Genomic DNA, 13,483 nt, shown 5'->3' with positions numbered 1-13,483 from the left:
CCTTGCGTTACTTAAAGTCTTTAATTATTTCTAAAAGGAATTCGGAGGCATTTTTCGGATTATCTGCATTCATGATGGCTGAAACGACTGCGGTACCCGCTAGCCCTCTATCAGAAAGTAAGGAAATGTTATCAGCCGTAATACCTCCGATGGCTACGGCAGGAATTGATACGCTGCGGCAAATTTCCTCCAGATCCCCAATTGCCATCAGGGTTGCATCTTGCTTCGTCTTTGTAGGGAAAACGGAACCAACCCCGATATAGTCCGCTCCATTTCGTTCGGCTCTCTGAGCTTCTTCCAGGGTGGAGACTGAAACACCGATAATCATATGGTCAGGAACCATTTGTTTGACGACGGGAAGTGGAAGGTCATCTTGCCCAATATGAATTCCGTCCGCTCCAACAGCAAGTGCTATGTCCACCCGGTCATTAATGATCAGGGGAATGGACATTTCGTTCAGTAACTGTTTTAATGCAACAGCTTTTTTATAAAAGGAGAGGGAGGAATTGTTTTTCTCTCTAAGTTGTACGATCGAGACTCCTCCTGAAACCGATTCTGCTATGATTTTGGTCAACTTTTCTATGGCGATCGATTCCTCTGTAACTAAATATAGGCTTAAATCAATTTGGGACTTCTTCATTTATTTTCACCTCATTCAGCCAAATTTCCTTATCCATTCTCGATATTGCATCGATTAATCGCACACGAAACGTTCCAGTTCCCTCATCTTTTTGAAGCTTTGCAGCAGCCAGTTCCCCTGAAATGCTCATGGTCGAGATCCCTGCAACTGCTGCAGAATAGAAATCGTCCGTAACTCCGGAAAAGGTGCCTATAAGAGCAGTGGCCATGCATCCCGTACCTGTAACATTAGTTAAAAGGAGATTCCCGTTATGGATAATGGACGTATTTTTCCCATCGCTGACAGCATCCTTTGCTCCGCTGACTACGATAACACTATTTAGTTTATTTGCAGCACATGCAGCCAGCTCTGCATTGCTAATCTGAAGTTCCCCTGAATCCACTCCGCGTGTAACGATATCCCCACCCATCAATCGAAGGATCTCACTCGCATTTCCGCGAATGATTTGGAAGGTAACCTTCTTCAGGAGCTCTGCAACTTTCTCTGTACGATAGGAGGTGGCACCAACTCCCACCGGGTCCAAAATAACTGGGATATTATTGGCATTTGCCGCCTTGCCGGCTATCTCCATTGCCTCCAAAGCTTTATCATCTATCGTACCGAAATTAAGGACCAATGCATCTGCTAAATTGACCATTTCCTCCACTTCTTTAGGGCTGGATGTCATTACAGGTGAACCACCGATGGCAAGAGTGGCGTTTGCACAGTCGTTGACCGTAACGAAGTTGGTGATTTGGTGAATGAGTGGTTTTCTTGCTCTTACCTTCCCGAACAAGTCAGCTGCAGAAATCTTCATATTAAGTCACTCCTTTCTTTTTTTAAAAACGAATGAAAATGATGGACAGGTCCATGACCCTTACCGATTGAAAAGCTATTACGTATCGCTTCAGAAATATAGGCCTTGGCCAGTTCAATCGACTCTACCAATGATAGTCCATTTGCCAGGTTGGATGTAATGGCGGAAGATAGAGTACAACCTGTTCCATGTGTGTTTTTTGTGTGAATGCGTTCTCCCTCGATCCAGTGGAAGTTCGTCCCATCATAAAAAAGATCGTTTGGATTGCCAGCTGCATGGCCTCCTTTAAGTAAAACGGCTTTAGGCCCTAGTTCTTGTATGGACATGCATGCTTTGTAAAAATCTTGTTTCGTTCGAATCGACAAGCCAGTGAGAGCTTCCGCTTCAGGTACATTCGGGGTTACAAGTGTTGCAAGCGGAAGCAATTCGGTTTTTAGAGCAGTGACAGCCTTTTCGTCGAGCAAATGATGGCCGCTTTTGGAAATCATGACAGGATCAAGGATAACGATGTCAGGTAAGAAGGTATTAAGAGACGCAGTGACTGTTTCCACGATTTCTTTTGAGCCTAGCATGCCTATTTTTACTGCATCTACATGAATATCTTCAAAAATAGCTGCTATTTGATCTGTGATGATAGCGGTTTCGATAGCCTGAACTGAACGCACTTCCATTGTGTTTTGTGCCGTTACGGCTGTAATGACAGACATGCCAAAAACCCCATGTGCAGAAAATGTTTTTAAATCTGCTTGTATTCCTGCACCGCCCCCTGAGTCAGAGCCTGCGATGGTTAATGCTGTTTTCATAAAAAAACCCCTTCATATAATTATTTTTGAATAGTATTTTCAGTAATATGAAAGCTAAAATGGCACCCGCAAATGAACTAATCATAAAAGCTGGCAAAAACCCAAAAAGGGCTGCTTTATCTCCCAAAATGAGAACCGCCAGTGGATAGCAAGCTAGGGACCCAAGAATCCCGGTTCCTATCACTTCCCCTAAACAAGCGAAATTTAAGCTTTGTGTTTTTCGATATAGAACGGCAGCCAAAAGTGCACCGATCATGCTGCCCGGAAAGGCGAAAATTGAACCGGTACCAGATATGTTTCTAATGATGGAAACTAAAAAAGCTTGTGTTACAGCATAAGCAGGTCCCAATAATACGGCTGTCATGACATTTGCGAGATGCTGAATAGGAAAGATTTTTGCAAATCCGGCAGGGATGTATATAAAGGAACTGGTTAGAGTCGTGATGGCCGTGATCATGGCGGTCAGCGTCATTTTCTTGATTGGATTCATCATCATGTCAACGACCTACAGTGGCCAATCCTGCTCGTTTTGAACCATTTCCCAAAATAAATATTCATAGCGGGAAGTCACCAAAAAGTGCTTTTCTAATCTAAGAAGTTCATTTTCAGGCATGCCTTCGATTAATTCTTCTAACAAACCAATTAGCCACTTGTGTGCTTCGCCGAATTCAGGAGATGAATAGGATTTAATCCAAGCGGCATAACGATTATTATCCAATGCTTCACCATTTTGTGCTTTTAATTTCAAACCGATTTCATAATAATCCCAAGCACATGGTAGGAGACAGGCGATCAGGTCTGCTAAAGTCCCATGCTGAGCGGCATTTAGCATGTAACCTGTATAGGCTAGCGTGGTTGGAGTTGGTTCTGTATTTTCTAATTCCTTTGAACTTATACCGAATTCCAAAGCATATTGCCGATGAATGTCCATTTCCACTTGAAGGGTTTCATTCAAGATACTCGCAAACTTTGCCATGGTTTCGACATTATGAGCTTTAATGACACCTAAGGCAAAGAGCTTGGAATAATCCATGAGATAGATATAGTCCTGCTTCAAGTAATAGGCAAATTTCTTTTCAGGAAGAGTGCCGTTGCCAATTGCCTGGACAAAAGGATGTGAATGGTTCCTTTTCCAAATTCCTTTTGCACGTTCGTGAAGTCTATCACTGAAGGTTCCTAAATTAGTATTCTCCATTGTTCATCCTCCTTTAGAATGGTCCCTTTTGTTTTAATCCAATAAAAAAACCCGATCCTAAAAAAACGGAACGGGGTAGATGGATAAAGTCAGTGTACGGACGATATCATCCACTTCCCTCCGCCGGTATGAGCCGGTTCAGGTTCAAAGGGTCCGGAACAAATTCCATCTCAGTCTTAAAAAAGACTCCCCTAGTGGTGTGAATTGTATGTAATTACTGACATCATATCAGAAAGCGAAGAAAATGCAACCCAAATTTGCATGAGGAAACCATATATAGCCTTGAAATAAGGGAAAACTGGGCAATTGACTTTTGTTGATAATTGGGATAAAATCATCTCTACATCAAATTATATAAATAGAATTCTTATCCAGAGAGGTGGAGGGACTTGGCCCAACGAAACCTCGGCAGCAGACCCATTTTGGGAACTGTGCTACATCCAACAAGCTAACGCTTGGAAGATAAGAAGAGCCGTACGGACACTGCAGCCTCTTCTTGAATTAGAAGGGGCTTTTATTTTTGTGAAATAACGTTTAGTGACATAATAGAAATGGTATATATAATTTGGTGATAATGAAATCTGTTACATTTTGAAGCAGGCTCTAAGATGAATAAGAAAGGGGCCATTTACATGGCAGAATTAATTAAGAGGATCGAACAGAGGAAGGCATTGCTGATTGAAGAGTTATTGGCAAATGGAGTATACAAAACTTCGGATGAAAGGCACCTTTATGATGCCCCGTTAAAAGTACTGGAAGATGAATATAAAATTGTTATAAATAGACCTAATAACGAGACACCTTCGGAATGGATGACTTAGTAAACGATAGATTATCTTGTGATAAGGGATATTTGAAAGCATTCGCAGTGTTACAAGGGGTGAATGCTTTTTTTATTTATGTCTATTTAGAGGGATGTCACAAAAAATACATATATTAAGAAAAAAGTAGGCTTTTTGTCACAATTATCATACAAAATAACACAATTAAATCCCTAAAAATGGTTGATTTTAACTATAAGTTTCATTATAGTGATAAGTGTAAAAAAATTGAATTAATGGGAGGTGTATATAGAATGCATTGTCGAAAGGTAACTGTTGAAAGAATAGAAGAGAAAAGACAGGAAATGATTAAATTGGCAGCAATTTATGGGTTTACCAGTTTTCTAACTATTCAAGCAAGTCAAGAACTGGATACCCTGTTAAATGCATTAGCCAAGAAAAGAGAATCTGAATATTTCGCGCATCAGAATGTTTATAGGCATTTTTAAACTCGCCGTTTGGGGTCAAGTTTCATAATAGACTTCTGCGTTTAAACTAAAAAAACTACTGCCGAAGGCAATAGCTTTTAAATAATTATATTTAAATATCGATACGTTTACCAAGAATGACCAAGTCCCGTTCAATGCCATCCAGTTCGGCAACTTGTGGTAAGTTTGCCCATTTTTCAAAACCGAATTTTGAAAAAAGCTTCAGGCTAGGTATATTGTGAGCAAATATGAAACCTAATAGAGTCTTCACCCCTAATTTTGGGCTCACTTCTATTGCCTTTTGAATCGAAATTCGTCCAATTCCTTTTCCCCGGAAATAATCATCAATATAAATGCTGATCTCCGCCGTAGAATTATAGGCGGGCCGACCATAGAAAGATTGAAAGCTCATCCACCCTGCAGTTTTTCCTTCTATAGTAATGATATACAGCGGTCGACTTTCTGAGTTATGTTTCTCAAACCATTCAATCCTCGATTGTACGGAAACGGGTTCCGTATCTGCAGTAACCATTCTTGAAGCAATTGTGGAATTATATATTTCAACAATTTTGGGTAAATCCGACCGTTCTGCTTCCCTAAACTCTATGTACTCGTCCATCATTTAAACTCCTATCTATCATATATTTTCAATTTCCGGAATAAAGAGTCATCAGCTCACGAATTATGAAGGAAAGGTGAGCGAAACCTATTCCATTGAAAGTTTTATATTATCATACACTTTTTACTCTTTATCTGACAATTTTTTTTATTGTTAAGAATGCAGAATTTTGGGTATTTAAAAAATGAAATACTTCATATTGAATATACAAAGGAGAAACAAAAATGAAAAAAATAGCAGGTTTATTAATTATTGTACTAGGTATTTGTTTTGTTGCGTATAAATTTCAAGCTTCCGAGTCGAAGGATATGCAAAGGGTGATGGCTTTTGGAGATTCATTAACCTATGGAAAAGGTGATAAGGATGGGGAAGGCTATGTAGAGGGGCTGGAGGATGAATTGAATAATCCTGACTCCAAACAAAAAGTGACTTTTTGGAATTACGGTATAAAGGGACAGGAAACGGATGGTGTTATCAAACAGCTTGATGACTATCGCATTAAAACGAAACTTGATAAAGCAAGTACTTTCATCGTTTATATTGGAACGAATGACTTTATCAATAGTAACGGTGGGAACTTGGAGGAAATAAGTGATCGTAAAATCGATAGGGGTAAACGGGAGTACATCAAACACCTGGATAAAATTACCTCAACTCTAATGAAGGAAAACGATAAAGCAATTATACTAGTGGTAGGACTCTATAACCCAATTAAAGACAATCAAAAACTTGAAAAGCACATCCAGGACTATAACCAATCAATAAAGAGGATAGTGGAAAAGGATAAGAACATGATATACATTCCTACCAATGATCTTTTTGAAAATAAAAAGAAATCGGAGTATTTCAGTGATATGATTCATCCAAATGAAAAAGGGTATCAGCTGATTACGAATCGGATTTTGGAAAGTTACGATTTCAAGTAATTCAATGCACAGAATTCTTTCTGTGTATTTGCCGCTTTTGTTAGTTCATTGATCTCCTCATCTGTATCAAATTTTCCATTCAGGATGTTATCACGAATTCAACCAGTAAATAAATGGATAGTTAGTGAAGGTTCAAAGGGATCTTCTTTGTCTCTGAGTTTTGGTTGTTTCTTCAAATTTCAGTGATCCGCGCTAAGGCGCAAAAAAGTATTATTATTTTACACATTCATATATAACATGGAATAATTAATGCAGACTAACCATGCCTAGAAGAGGGGATGCTAAAATGAATGATAATGAAAAAATCAGAGAAGAACTGTTAAATGCTGTAACCGGACTATCGGATGAACAGCTGAACGCCCATCCAGAAGAAGGCCGCTGGAGCATCATACAGGTATTGGATCATTTATATTTAATGGAGAGGGCCATAACAAAGAGCATTGCTGATAAATTGAAAAGCGATTCGAGGATTCCTGCAGGAGATAAACCGATCGAGCTCACTTTAAATCGCGAAGTGAAGGTACAGGCCCCGCCATATGTCATTCCGTCAGAGTCATTCCAAACTTTGAATGAGGTTAAGAATAAGTTATCCGAATCCCGTAAAGCATTTCTACATCTTGTTGACCATGCAAAAGAAAATGATCTCGAACAAAAGTCTTTCCCCCACCCGCTGTTTAAAGAATTAAGCTTGAAGCAATGGATTCCGTTTGTGGGACTGCATGAAAAAAGGCATTTAAAGCAAATAGAGGAATTGAAATCAAAGATATAAAGGAAGAAAAACTCATCCGTCTTTGGTTGAGTTTTTCACTTTCAGACAGTTATTCGTAAAGGAAGGATCGTTCAGTGAAAGTTAAATGGTTAAGGGCCTGTCTTGTATTGGGGTTATTCGGATTGTTGTTGGGACTCTTGATCAAGTATATGCTGCCACCTGATCTAGATGATATCAAACTGACTGACGAGCTGCACCCGGTCGTTGCCGAAAAAAAAGATGAACTCATTCAACAGGCTAATGCATTAGGCATCACGGTAATCATTACAGCAGGATTCCGTTCTTTAGACGAGCAAAATGCACTCTATGAAAAAGGCCGTTTAACTGAGGGGAACATCGTAACGAATGCAAAAGGCGGGGAGTCGCTTCATAATTTCGGCTTGGCAATAGATTTTGCCCTTCTAAACAAACAGGGCGAGGCCATTTGGGATATGGAATATGACGGCAATGATAATGGGAAATCGGATTGGATGGAAGTCGTCACAATCGCTAAAGGGTTAGGTTTTGATTGGGGTGGGGATTGGGCAGGGTTTAAGGATTATCCTCATTTACAAATGACATTTGGATTGAGCCTGCGAGAGCTGCAGCAAGGTAAGCAGCCAAATGGACAGTGAGTTAGGGGGCTGCTTTATTTTATGTCGAATAAATTTGACTGAAAGCAGGAAAATAAGCATGTGAATTGCTTTACAGGTAAGAATTCGATAAAGTGGACTAGTGAGAAATAGACATAAAGGAGTGCAGTCACCATGGAAGAAATAAAAAATTGCCGGGACTCTTTGGTCATAAAAACAAGCCTTGTCCTCCCGCCTGATACAAATAATATTGGTACGATGTTCGGAGGCAAATTAATGGCATACATTGATGATGTAGCAGCTATTTCCGCCATGCGTCATGCGAGAAGCAACGTTGTTACGGCATCAACTGATTCTGTCGATTTCCTGCACCCTATTCACGAAGGAAATGCAGTTTGCCTGGAAAGCTTCGTGACTTATACGGGCAGAACATCAATGGAGATCATCGTAAAGGTGATTGCAGAGGATTTAGTTACAGGGGACCGGAATTTATGCGTCATTTCCTTTTTGACCTTTGTGGCCATAAATGAGGAAGGTAAACCAATACCGGTTCCACGTTTGGTTCCTGAAACAGAGATGGAAATGAACTTAAATGAATCGGCAAAACAACGGGCACAAGTAAGGAAAAAAAGAAGAGAAGAAACACAGTTCATTGCAAGTACCTTCGGAGTGAAACTGCCTTGGACCGATCAATCGAATCCAGGATTATATAAATAAGAGACGAATAGCTCCACATTTCTTGTTTAATGAAAGAATCGTACCAATTGGAGACCAAATTGCATTGTGATTTGGTCTTTTAATCTTGTCATGGGAAGTAAAATGACTTGAGGGATATTCTTATCAAAGAAGGATGCTTTGCCAGTATTCGAACATTTACGTGAAAAGACGCTTGGTAAAAGTCCAAGCGTCCTTACATACTTTATCCTTTATAATTCACTTCATATTTAGTCATCGCTTGCTAAAATACCAAAGAAACGTAAGATGTTAATGAAAAGGTTAATGAAATCAAGATATAGATTCAAGGCCATGAGCGGTACTTCTTCAGCTGTCACCCCGTAATGCTTCATTCTATTGAAATCGTATAAAATATATCCACTGAAAACTAAAATCCCAATAAATGAAAAGATCAGCATCGCAGTAGAGCTTAAAGGAGAGAAAATGTTAAAAATACTAATGACCACTAACGCAAGCAAGGCCGCAAATAACATTCCTCCCAAGAAAGAAAGGTCCCTTTTGGTAGTTGTAGCATAAATTGCTAGACCGCCAAATACAACAGTCGTCGTAATACCCGCTAAGATAACCACATTAGCCCCTGCAACTGCTAAGTAATGAGCAATTATCGGATAGGTGGTAATTCCTGAAATAAATGTGAATAAATACAAGAATGTGTAACCGATCGCTTTTTTCCTCCGCATGATGAATGCTCCGATCAACATGGCAATTTCGAGGATCGCTAAGGGAAGAAACAAAGAGGGGGGAACAAGAGTGCCTAGTGCCATCCCTAATACGGATACGGCAAGAGATAAAGCGAACGTCCGCATGACGGATGGCATATATGTTTGTACAGTTTGAGAATACATTCAATCACCTCATTATTTATTTTATACCGTTTTCTACGAATTAGTTTCAAAAAGGTTTCATTGCCTGTAATTAAATAAAGGTGTTTTTTTCTAAGTCTTGAAATATATATGAAAGAAATGTGTATTTATGTTTGTCCTACCTTCGAACTAATTTTTCTGAAATATTAAAATATTTAACGTGTTTTTTTATTGATAGCAGTGGGAGCAACAAGTTCATTTAGTTCATACAAAGAGTGCTTTTTAATATCTTGAAATAATAAATTCAAAAATATTTATTCTATGCATTTTATATGACTGCATAACTTTACTGTATAACAGTTATAAAGGAAACGATTTTTTATACCAGAAAATTATTCCTAAAGTTATAAAAAATGAAATAAATGTAATTAATTTGCATCAAAACTATTGTGTAATTGTTAAAAATTGATTAAAATCTTAACTAATTATCAGAAGATTAATTATTTTCCCGATAAAATAGTTTAGGGGGAGCAAGGATGAATAAAGCTATATTGCAAATAGAAAACTTAACTACCTCATTTCGAATCCGGAACAAATATCATGCAGCGGTGGATGATGTTTCGTTTACAGTTAATGAAAATGAAATTGTAGCCGTTGTTGGAGAATCAGGTTGTGGAAAGAGTGCATTGGCCTTATCTATCATGCAATTACACAATAAACAAAGGACTAAATCCGAAGGAACCATAAAATATAAAAATCAAAATCTACTGACGTTGAATGATACGCAAATGAATAAGGTCCGAGGTAAGGAAATGGGGATGATATTCCAGGAACCTTTAACGGCTTTGAACCCACTAATGACCATCGGAAAACAGATCGAGGAAAATCTTGATTACCATACTGACCTTTCCGTGGATGAAAAAAGGAAAAGGACGATCGAACTTTTAACACAAGTAGGAATTCCTTATCCTGAGCGGACGTACAAGCAATATCCCCATGAGCTCTCGGGTGGAATGCGGCAAAGGGCAATGATATCGATTGCCATTGCTTGCAATCCAGCCCTGGTCATTGCCGATGAACCAACAACAGCCCTGGATGTAACGATTCAAGCGCAAATTCTTGATTTGCTGAAAGATATCCAAAGCAAGACCAAAATGGGGATCATTTTAATTACACATGATTTGAGCGTGGTAGCAGAAGTCGCTGACAGGATCGTTGTCATGTATGCAGGTCAGGTAGTGGAAACGGGAAGTGTTAAAGAGATTTTCAACAATCCGCTGCATCCATATACGAGGTCGTTATTAAATTCGATTCCTTCAGCTACAAATGAGAAAAATCGTTTACATGTTATTGAGGGAATCGTTCCATCAATCGCAAAAATGGATAGGGTTGGATGCCGTTTCCAGGATAGGATCCCATGGATTCCTAAACATGCTCATGAGGAAAGGCCTCAACTTCATGAAGTGGGCAAGGAACATTTTGTACGTTGTACCTGCTATAAAGAATTTTATTTCCAAGCTGAAGGAGATGCATCGACCCATGACATTACTCAAAGTAGATAATTTAAAAGTGCATTTTCCAATAAGGGGCGGTTTTTTCCGAAGAGTGGTCGATCACGTAAAGGCCGTGGATGGTGTTTCCTTTGAGTTGCAACAAGGGGAAACATATGGTTTGGTCGGGGAATCAGGAAGCGGCAAGTCAACGACTGGTAAGGCAGTTGTCAAGCTGAATGATGTAACATCGGGACAAATCCTGTTTGAAGGAAGGGATTTAGCAGCTTTAAGTAGAAAAGAGATTAAACCATTCAGAAAAGATATCCAAATGATTTTCCAAGACCCATATTCATCATTGAATCCAAAGAAAAGGGTGCTGGACATCATAGCTGAACCGTTGAGGAACTTTGAACGGTTATCACCTGCAGAGGAAAAGAAAATCGTTCAGGACTTCTTGGATAAAGTTGGACTTAGTCCGGAATCGATTCACAAGTATCCACATGAATTTTCAGGAGGGCAGCGCCAGCGGATTGGGATTGCCAGATCATTGACATTGAAACCTAAACTGATCATTGCCGATGAACCGGTATCAGCCCTTGATGTTTCCGTTCAAGCGCAGGTATTGAATTTTCTCCAGGATCTTCAAGCTGAGTTCAATTTGACTTATTTATTTGTAGGACATGATCTAGGCGTAATCAGGCATATGTGTGATCGGATGGGTGTTATGTATCGTGGGAGATTAGTAGAGGAAGGCAGAAGTGATGAAATCTATGAAAATCCCCAACATATATATACGAAACGACTGATTGCCGCCATCCCTGATTTAGAGCCTGAAGTTCGTGGGGATAAGGTAAAGCTTAGGAAAAAACTTACGGCAGAATATGAGTCTTCCTATTCAAAATTTTTCGATGAGAATGGACGTGCTTACGATTTGAAGCCAATTTCATCAACACATAGAGTCGCATTACTATAAGGAGGTGGAAAGAATATGTGGAAGTTTATCCTCAGACGTTTATTAGTTATGATCCCACAGCTCTTTTTATTGAGCATCATCGTTTTCATGATGGCAAAAGCAATGCCTGGAGATGCCTTATCAGGCCAGGAAATCAATCCTAGGGCAAATCCTGCCGAACTGGATAGGATCAGGGAAGAGCTGGGTTTGAATGACCCTTGGTATCAACAATATTTAAGGTGGGCATCCAATGCTGTACAGGGGGACTTCGGTATTTCCTATACACATAAAACACCTGTTATGGATGTTATCGAAGACAGGCTTTGGAACACGGTGTTCCTGGCGTTGGTCACTCTGATCTTTACATATATGCTTGCTATTCCATTAGGCATACTTAGTGGTAGGTATAATGATACCTGGGTGGATAAAACCGTTACAGGATATAGTTATGTAGGGTTTGGCACACCGATTTTCATCTTTGCGTTAATCATGTTATTCATATTCGGCTTTGCCCTGGATTGGTTTCCCTCTGGTGGCAGTGTCGATTCAAAAGTGGATGAAGGAACATTCGCCTATGTTGTTAGTAAGATCAATCATTTGATTTTACCAGCTTTAAGTACAGCGTTAATTGCAACAACAAGTACGATCCAATACTTACGAAATGAAATCATCGATAATAAAATCAAGGATTTCGTAAGAACTGCGCGTTCAAAGGGTGTACCTGAATCAAAAGTATATTCACGGCATATTCTTAGAAATTCCTTTTTACCGATAGCAGCATTTTTAGGGTATGAAATTACTGGATTGATCGGGGGCGCTGTCATAATCGAGACCATTTTCAGTTATCCGGGACTTGGGCAGCTTTTCCTTAGTTCAGTCAGTCTGCGGGATTTCAGCGTTGTCACGGCTATCGTCATGATGACGGGATTTGCCACTCTGCTTGGCACTCTTCTTTCAGACATCATACTTAGTGCGGTCGATCCGCGCATACGGATAGAATAGGGGCGGGGTGAGTCGTATGGAAATGAAAGTAGAAACCGGAAAGAACATACAAGTGAAAGATGTGAGCCCTTCAGGCATGAAAATCATTTGGCAGGAAATCAAAAAGGATAAACTTGCCATGGGCTCATTGATTATATTAGTGTCTATATTGCTTTTCGTTTACGGTGCCTCATTCTTCATGGATGCCAAGGAAATCGCTAAGGTAGATTTCCTCTCCATTTATTTGGAACCATCTTCAGACTATTGGCTCGGTACCGATTATGGTGGACGGGATGTATTCGGTCAATTGATCATCGGAACAAGGAACTCATTCACGATCAGTTTGTTCATTACCTTATTCACGGCTATCATCGGTTTAACATTAGGGCTTCTATCTGGTTACTTTGGAGGGGCCACCGATAATGTGATCATGCGTATTATCGATTTCGTGATTGCCCTTCCGCAAATGATGTTCATCATTGTTGTAGTGACGATTGTACCAGTCTTCAACGTATATGTTTTCATCATGATCATGACGCTGTTTTTATGGACAGGAAAGGCACGGCTGATTCGTTCAAAAGCTTTGTCAGAGCGTGAGTTGGACTATATCCACGCCTCAAAGACACTTGGGACGCCTCATTGGAAAATCATTCTTTTTCAGCTTCTGCCAAATGTCAGTTCACTGATTATCGTTAACTTCATTTTGAACCTCGCAGGCAATATTGGCCTAGAATCCAGTTTGACTTTCTTAGGATTCGGCCTTCCAGAGAGCACACCGAGTTTAGGGACGCTCATCAGTTATGCTCGAAATCCAGATGTTCTGGAAAACAAGTGGTGGATATGGGTACCCGCATCACTCATGATATTAGTGTTGATGCTGAGTATAAATTTCGTTGGTCAAGCGTTAAAACGCGCCGCCGATGCAAGACAAAGAAGAGGATAAAAAAAGG

At 39.7% G+C, this 13,483-nt stretch carries 17 protein-coding genes and 2 riboswitches; of the genes, 10 read left to right on the top strand and 7 right to left on the bottom strand.

From position 1 onward, the window contains the following. Window positions 1-7: 7 nt before the first annotated feature. From thiE to tenA, 5 genes are read right to left on the bottom strand one after another with little or no spacing between them, the layout of a single operon-like run. A complete protein-coding gene (gene thiE / locus ACQKMH_RS13185) occupies window positions 8-640 on the bottom strand; it encodes a thiamine phosphate synthase (protein ID WP_427587920.1) in 633 nt (210 codons plus the stop codon). After that, entirely contained in the window at window positions 621-1,436 is an 816-nt protein-coding gene (thiM, locus tag ACQKMH_RS13180) for a hydroxyethylthiazole kinase (protein WP_427587918.1), read from the bottom strand. Before thiM ends, thiE begins: the two co-directional genes overlap by 20 nt. Then, on the bottom strand, window positions 1,433-2,239 hold the full coding sequence (thiD, locus tag ACQKMH_RS13175) for a bifunctional hydroxymethylpyrimidine kinase/phosphomethylpyrimidine kinase (RefSeq protein WP_427587917.1): 807 nt from the start codon (window positions 2,237-2,239) through the stop codon (window positions 1,433-1,435). The genes thiM and thiD overlap by 4 nt, the downstream gene beginning before the upstream one ends. Beyond that, window positions 2,208-2,729 (bottom strand): energy coupling factor transporter S component ThiW, encoded by a 522-nt coding sequence (gene thiW, locus ACQKMH_RS13170; RefSeq protein ID WP_427588502.1) that lies wholly within the window; start codon window positions 2,727-2,729, stop codon window positions 2,208-2,210. The genes thiD and thiW overlap by 32 nt, the downstream gene beginning before the upstream one ends. A gap of 15 nt (window positions 2,730-2,744) precedes the next feature. Next, window positions 2,745-3,434, bottom strand: a complete 690-nt coding sequence (gene tenA / locus ACQKMH_RS13165) for a thiaminase II (RefSeq protein ID WP_427587916.1) — start codon at window positions 3,432-3,434, stop codon at window positions 2,745-2,747. A gap of 98 nt (window positions 3,435-3,532) precedes the next feature. Further along, window positions 3,533-3,637: riboswitch (TPP riboswitch) on the bottom strand. Between the two features lie 161 nt (window positions 3,638-3,798). Beyond that, window positions 3,799-3,903: riboswitch (SAM riboswitch) on the top strand. 139 nt (window positions 3,904-4,042) lie between these two features. Between tenA and ACQKMH_RS13160 the strand changes: the two genes are divergently transcribed. Continuing rightward, window positions 4,043-4,255, top strand: coding sequence for a Fur-regulated basic protein FbpA (locus ACQKMH_RS13160; protein WP_427587914.1), 213 nt, complete (start codon window positions 4,043-4,045; stop codon window positions 4,253-4,255). 254 nt (window positions 4,256-4,509) lie between these two features. Then, window positions 4,510-4,704, top strand: a complete 195-nt coding sequence (locus ACQKMH_RS13155) for an aspartyl-phosphate phosphatase Spo0E family protein (RefSeq protein WP_427587912.1) — start codon at window positions 4,510-4,512, stop codon at window positions 4,702-4,704. Window positions 4,705-4,795: 91 nt separating this feature from the next. On the opposite strand, the gene ACQKMH_RS13150 is transcribed toward ACQKMH_RS13155, so the two are convergent. After that, on the bottom strand, window positions 4,796-5,302 hold the full coding sequence (locus ACQKMH_RS13150) for an N-acetyltransferase family protein (protein WP_427587911.1): 507 nt from the start codon (window positions 5,300-5,302) through the stop codon (window positions 4,796-4,798). A 224-nt stretch (window positions 5,303-5,526) separates the two neighbouring features. On the opposite strand from ACQKMH_RS13150, the gene ACQKMH_RS13145 reads away from it, so the two are divergent. The 4 genes from ACQKMH_RS13145 to ACQKMH_RS13130 all read left to right on the top strand — a co-directional run bounded on the left by ACQKMH_RS13145 (window position 5,527) and on the right by ACQKMH_RS13130 (window position 8,286). After that, entirely contained in the window at window positions 5,527-6,228 is a 702-nt protein-coding gene (locus ACQKMH_RS13145) for an SGNH/GDSL hydrolase family protein (protein WP_427587910.1), read from the top strand. A 286-nt stretch (window positions 6,229-6,514) separates the two neighbouring features. Continuing rightward, window positions 6,515-6,997 carry a DinB family protein gene (locus ACQKMH_RS13140; protein ID WP_427587909.1) on the top strand — a complete coding sequence of 161 codons (483 nt, stop codon included), beginning with the start codon at window positions 6,515-6,517 and terminating at the stop codon, window positions 6,995-6,997. A 149-nt stretch (window positions 6,998-7,146) separates the two neighbouring features. Further along, window positions 7,147-7,611: a M15 family metallopeptidase gene (locus ACQKMH_RS13135; RefSeq protein ID WP_427588501.1), complete on the top strand. Its 465-nt coding sequence runs from the start codon at window positions 7,147-7,149 to the stop codon at window positions 7,609-7,611. 132 nt (window positions 7,612-7,743) lie between these two features. After that, complete coding sequence (locus tag ACQKMH_RS13130; RefSeq protein ID WP_230157678.1) at window positions 7,744-8,286, top strand: acyl-CoA thioesterase; 543 nt, start codon at window positions 7,744-7,746, stop codon at window positions 8,284-8,286. 227 nt (window positions 8,287-8,513) lie between these two features. Here the strand turns inward: ACQKMH_RS13130 and ACQKMH_RS13125 are convergent, their stop codons facing one another. Then, a complete protein-coding gene (locus ACQKMH_RS13125) occupies window positions 8,514-9,149 on the bottom strand; it encodes a Bax inhibitor-1/YccA family protein (RefSeq protein WP_427587908.1) in 636 nt (211 codons plus the stop codon). 494 nt (window positions 9,150-9,643) lie between these two features. Here ACQKMH_RS13125 and ACQKMH_RS13120 point away from each other — a divergent pair, with 494 nt between their 5' ends. Genes ACQKMH_RS13120 through ACQKMH_RS13105 form a run of 4 tightly spaced genes read left to right on the top strand, consistent with a single transcriptional unit; the run spans window position 9,644 to window position 13,476 of the window. Continuing rightward, entirely contained in the window at window positions 9,644-10,669 is a 1,026-nt protein-coding gene (locus tag ACQKMH_RS13120; protein ID WP_427587907.1) for an ABC transporter ATP-binding protein, read from the top strand. Continuing rightward, entirely contained in the window at window positions 10,647-11,573 is a 927-nt protein-coding gene (locus tag ACQKMH_RS13115) for an ABC transporter ATP-binding protein (RefSeq protein ID WP_427587906.1), read from the top strand. The genes ACQKMH_RS13120 and ACQKMH_RS13115 overlap by 23 nt, the downstream gene beginning before the upstream one ends. A 15-nt stretch (window positions 11,574-11,588) precedes the next feature. Then, complete coding sequence (gene opp4B, locus ACQKMH_RS13110; RefSeq protein ID WP_230157674.1) at window positions 11,589-12,554, top strand: oligopeptide ABC transporter permease; 966 nt, start codon at window positions 11,589-11,591, stop codon at window positions 12,552-12,554. 22 nt (window positions 12,555-12,576) lie between these two features. Then, window positions 12,577-13,476 carry an ABC transporter permease gene (locus ACQKMH_RS13105; RefSeq protein ID WP_427588500.1) on the top strand — a complete coding sequence of 300 codons (900 nt, stop codon included), beginning with the start codon at window positions 12,577-12,579 and terminating at the stop codon, window positions 13,474-13,476. The last annotated feature ends 7 nt before the right edge of the window (window positions 13,477-13,483 follow it).

This window comes from Peribacillus sp. NPDC097895 (genome assembly GCF_050277555.1).
Taxonomy (GTDB): domain Bacteria; phylum Bacillota; class Bacilli; order Bacillales; family DSM-1321; genus Peribacillus.
Note: the sequence above shows the minus strand (reverse complement) of the source record. Positions and strands in the feature narration are given on the sequence as shown.

Excerpts from the sequence above, each read along its gene's own strand:
- ACQKMH_RS13155 (WP_427587912.1), top strand. The coding sequence starts at position 4,510 with ATGCATTGTCGAAAGGTAACTGTTGAAAGAATAGAAGAGAAAAGACAG.
- tenA (WP_427587916.1), bottom strand. The coding sequence starts at position 3,434 with ATGGAGAATACTAATTTAGGAACCTTCAGTGATAGACTTCACGAACGT.
- ACQKMH_RS13160 (WP_427587914.1), top strand. The coding sequence starts at position 4,043 with ATGAATAAGAAAGGGGCCATTTACATGGCAGAATTAATTAAGAGGATC.
- ACQKMH_RS13105 (WP_427588500.1), top strand. The coding sequence starts at position 12,577 with ATGAAAGTAGAAACCGGAAAGAACATACAAGTGAAAGATGTGAGCCCT.
- ACQKMH_RS13135 (WP_427588501.1), top strand. The coding sequence starts at position 7,147 with ATGCTGCCACCTGATCTAGATGATATCAAACTGACTGACGAGCTGCAC.
- opp4B (WP_230157674.1), top strand. The coding sequence starts at position 11,589 with ATGTGGAAGTTTATCCTCAGACGTTTATTAGTTATGATCCCACAGCTC.
- ACQKMH_RS13145 (WP_427587910.1), top strand. The coding sequence starts at position 5,527 with ATGAAAAAAATAGCAGGTTTATTAATTATTGTACTAGGTATTTGTTTT.
- ACQKMH_RS13130 (WP_230157678.1), top strand. The coding sequence starts at position 7,744 with ATGGAAGAAATAAAAAATTGCCGGGACTCTTTGGTCATAAAAACAAGC.
- ACQKMH_RS13150 (WP_427587911.1), bottom strand. The coding sequence starts at position 5,302 with ATGGACGAGTACATAGAGTTTAGGGAAGCAGAACGGTCGGATTTACCC.
- thiM (WP_427587918.1), bottom strand. The coding sequence starts at position 1,436 with ATGAAGATTTCTGCAGCTGACTTGTTCGGGAAGGTAAGAGCAAGAAAA.
- thiE (WP_427587920.1), bottom strand. The coding sequence starts at position 640 with ATGAAGAAGTCCCAAATTGATTTAAGCCTATATTTAGTTACAGAGGAA.
- ACQKMH_RS13140 (WP_427587909.1), top strand. The coding sequence starts at position 6,515 with ATGAATGATAATGAAAAAATCAGAGAAGAACTGTTAAATGCTGTAACC.
- ACQKMH_RS13125 (WP_427587908.1), bottom strand. The coding sequence starts at position 9,149 with ATGTATTCTCAAACTGTACAAACATATATGCCATCCGTCATGCGGACG.
- ACQKMH_RS13120 (WP_427587907.1), top strand. The coding sequence starts at position 9,644 with ATGAATAAAGCTATATTGCAAATAGAAAACTTAACTACCTCATTTCGA.
- thiW (WP_427588502.1), bottom strand. The coding sequence starts at position 2,729 with ATGAATCCAATCAAGAAAATGACGCTGACCGCCATGATCACGGCCATC.
- ACQKMH_RS13115 (WP_427587906.1), top strand. The coding sequence starts at position 10,647 with ATGACATTACTCAAAGTAGATAATTTAAAAGTGCATTTTCCAATAAGG.
- thiD (WP_427587917.1), bottom strand. The coding sequence starts at position 2,239 with ATGAAAACAGCATTAACCATCGCAGGCTCTGACTCAGGGGGCGGTGCA.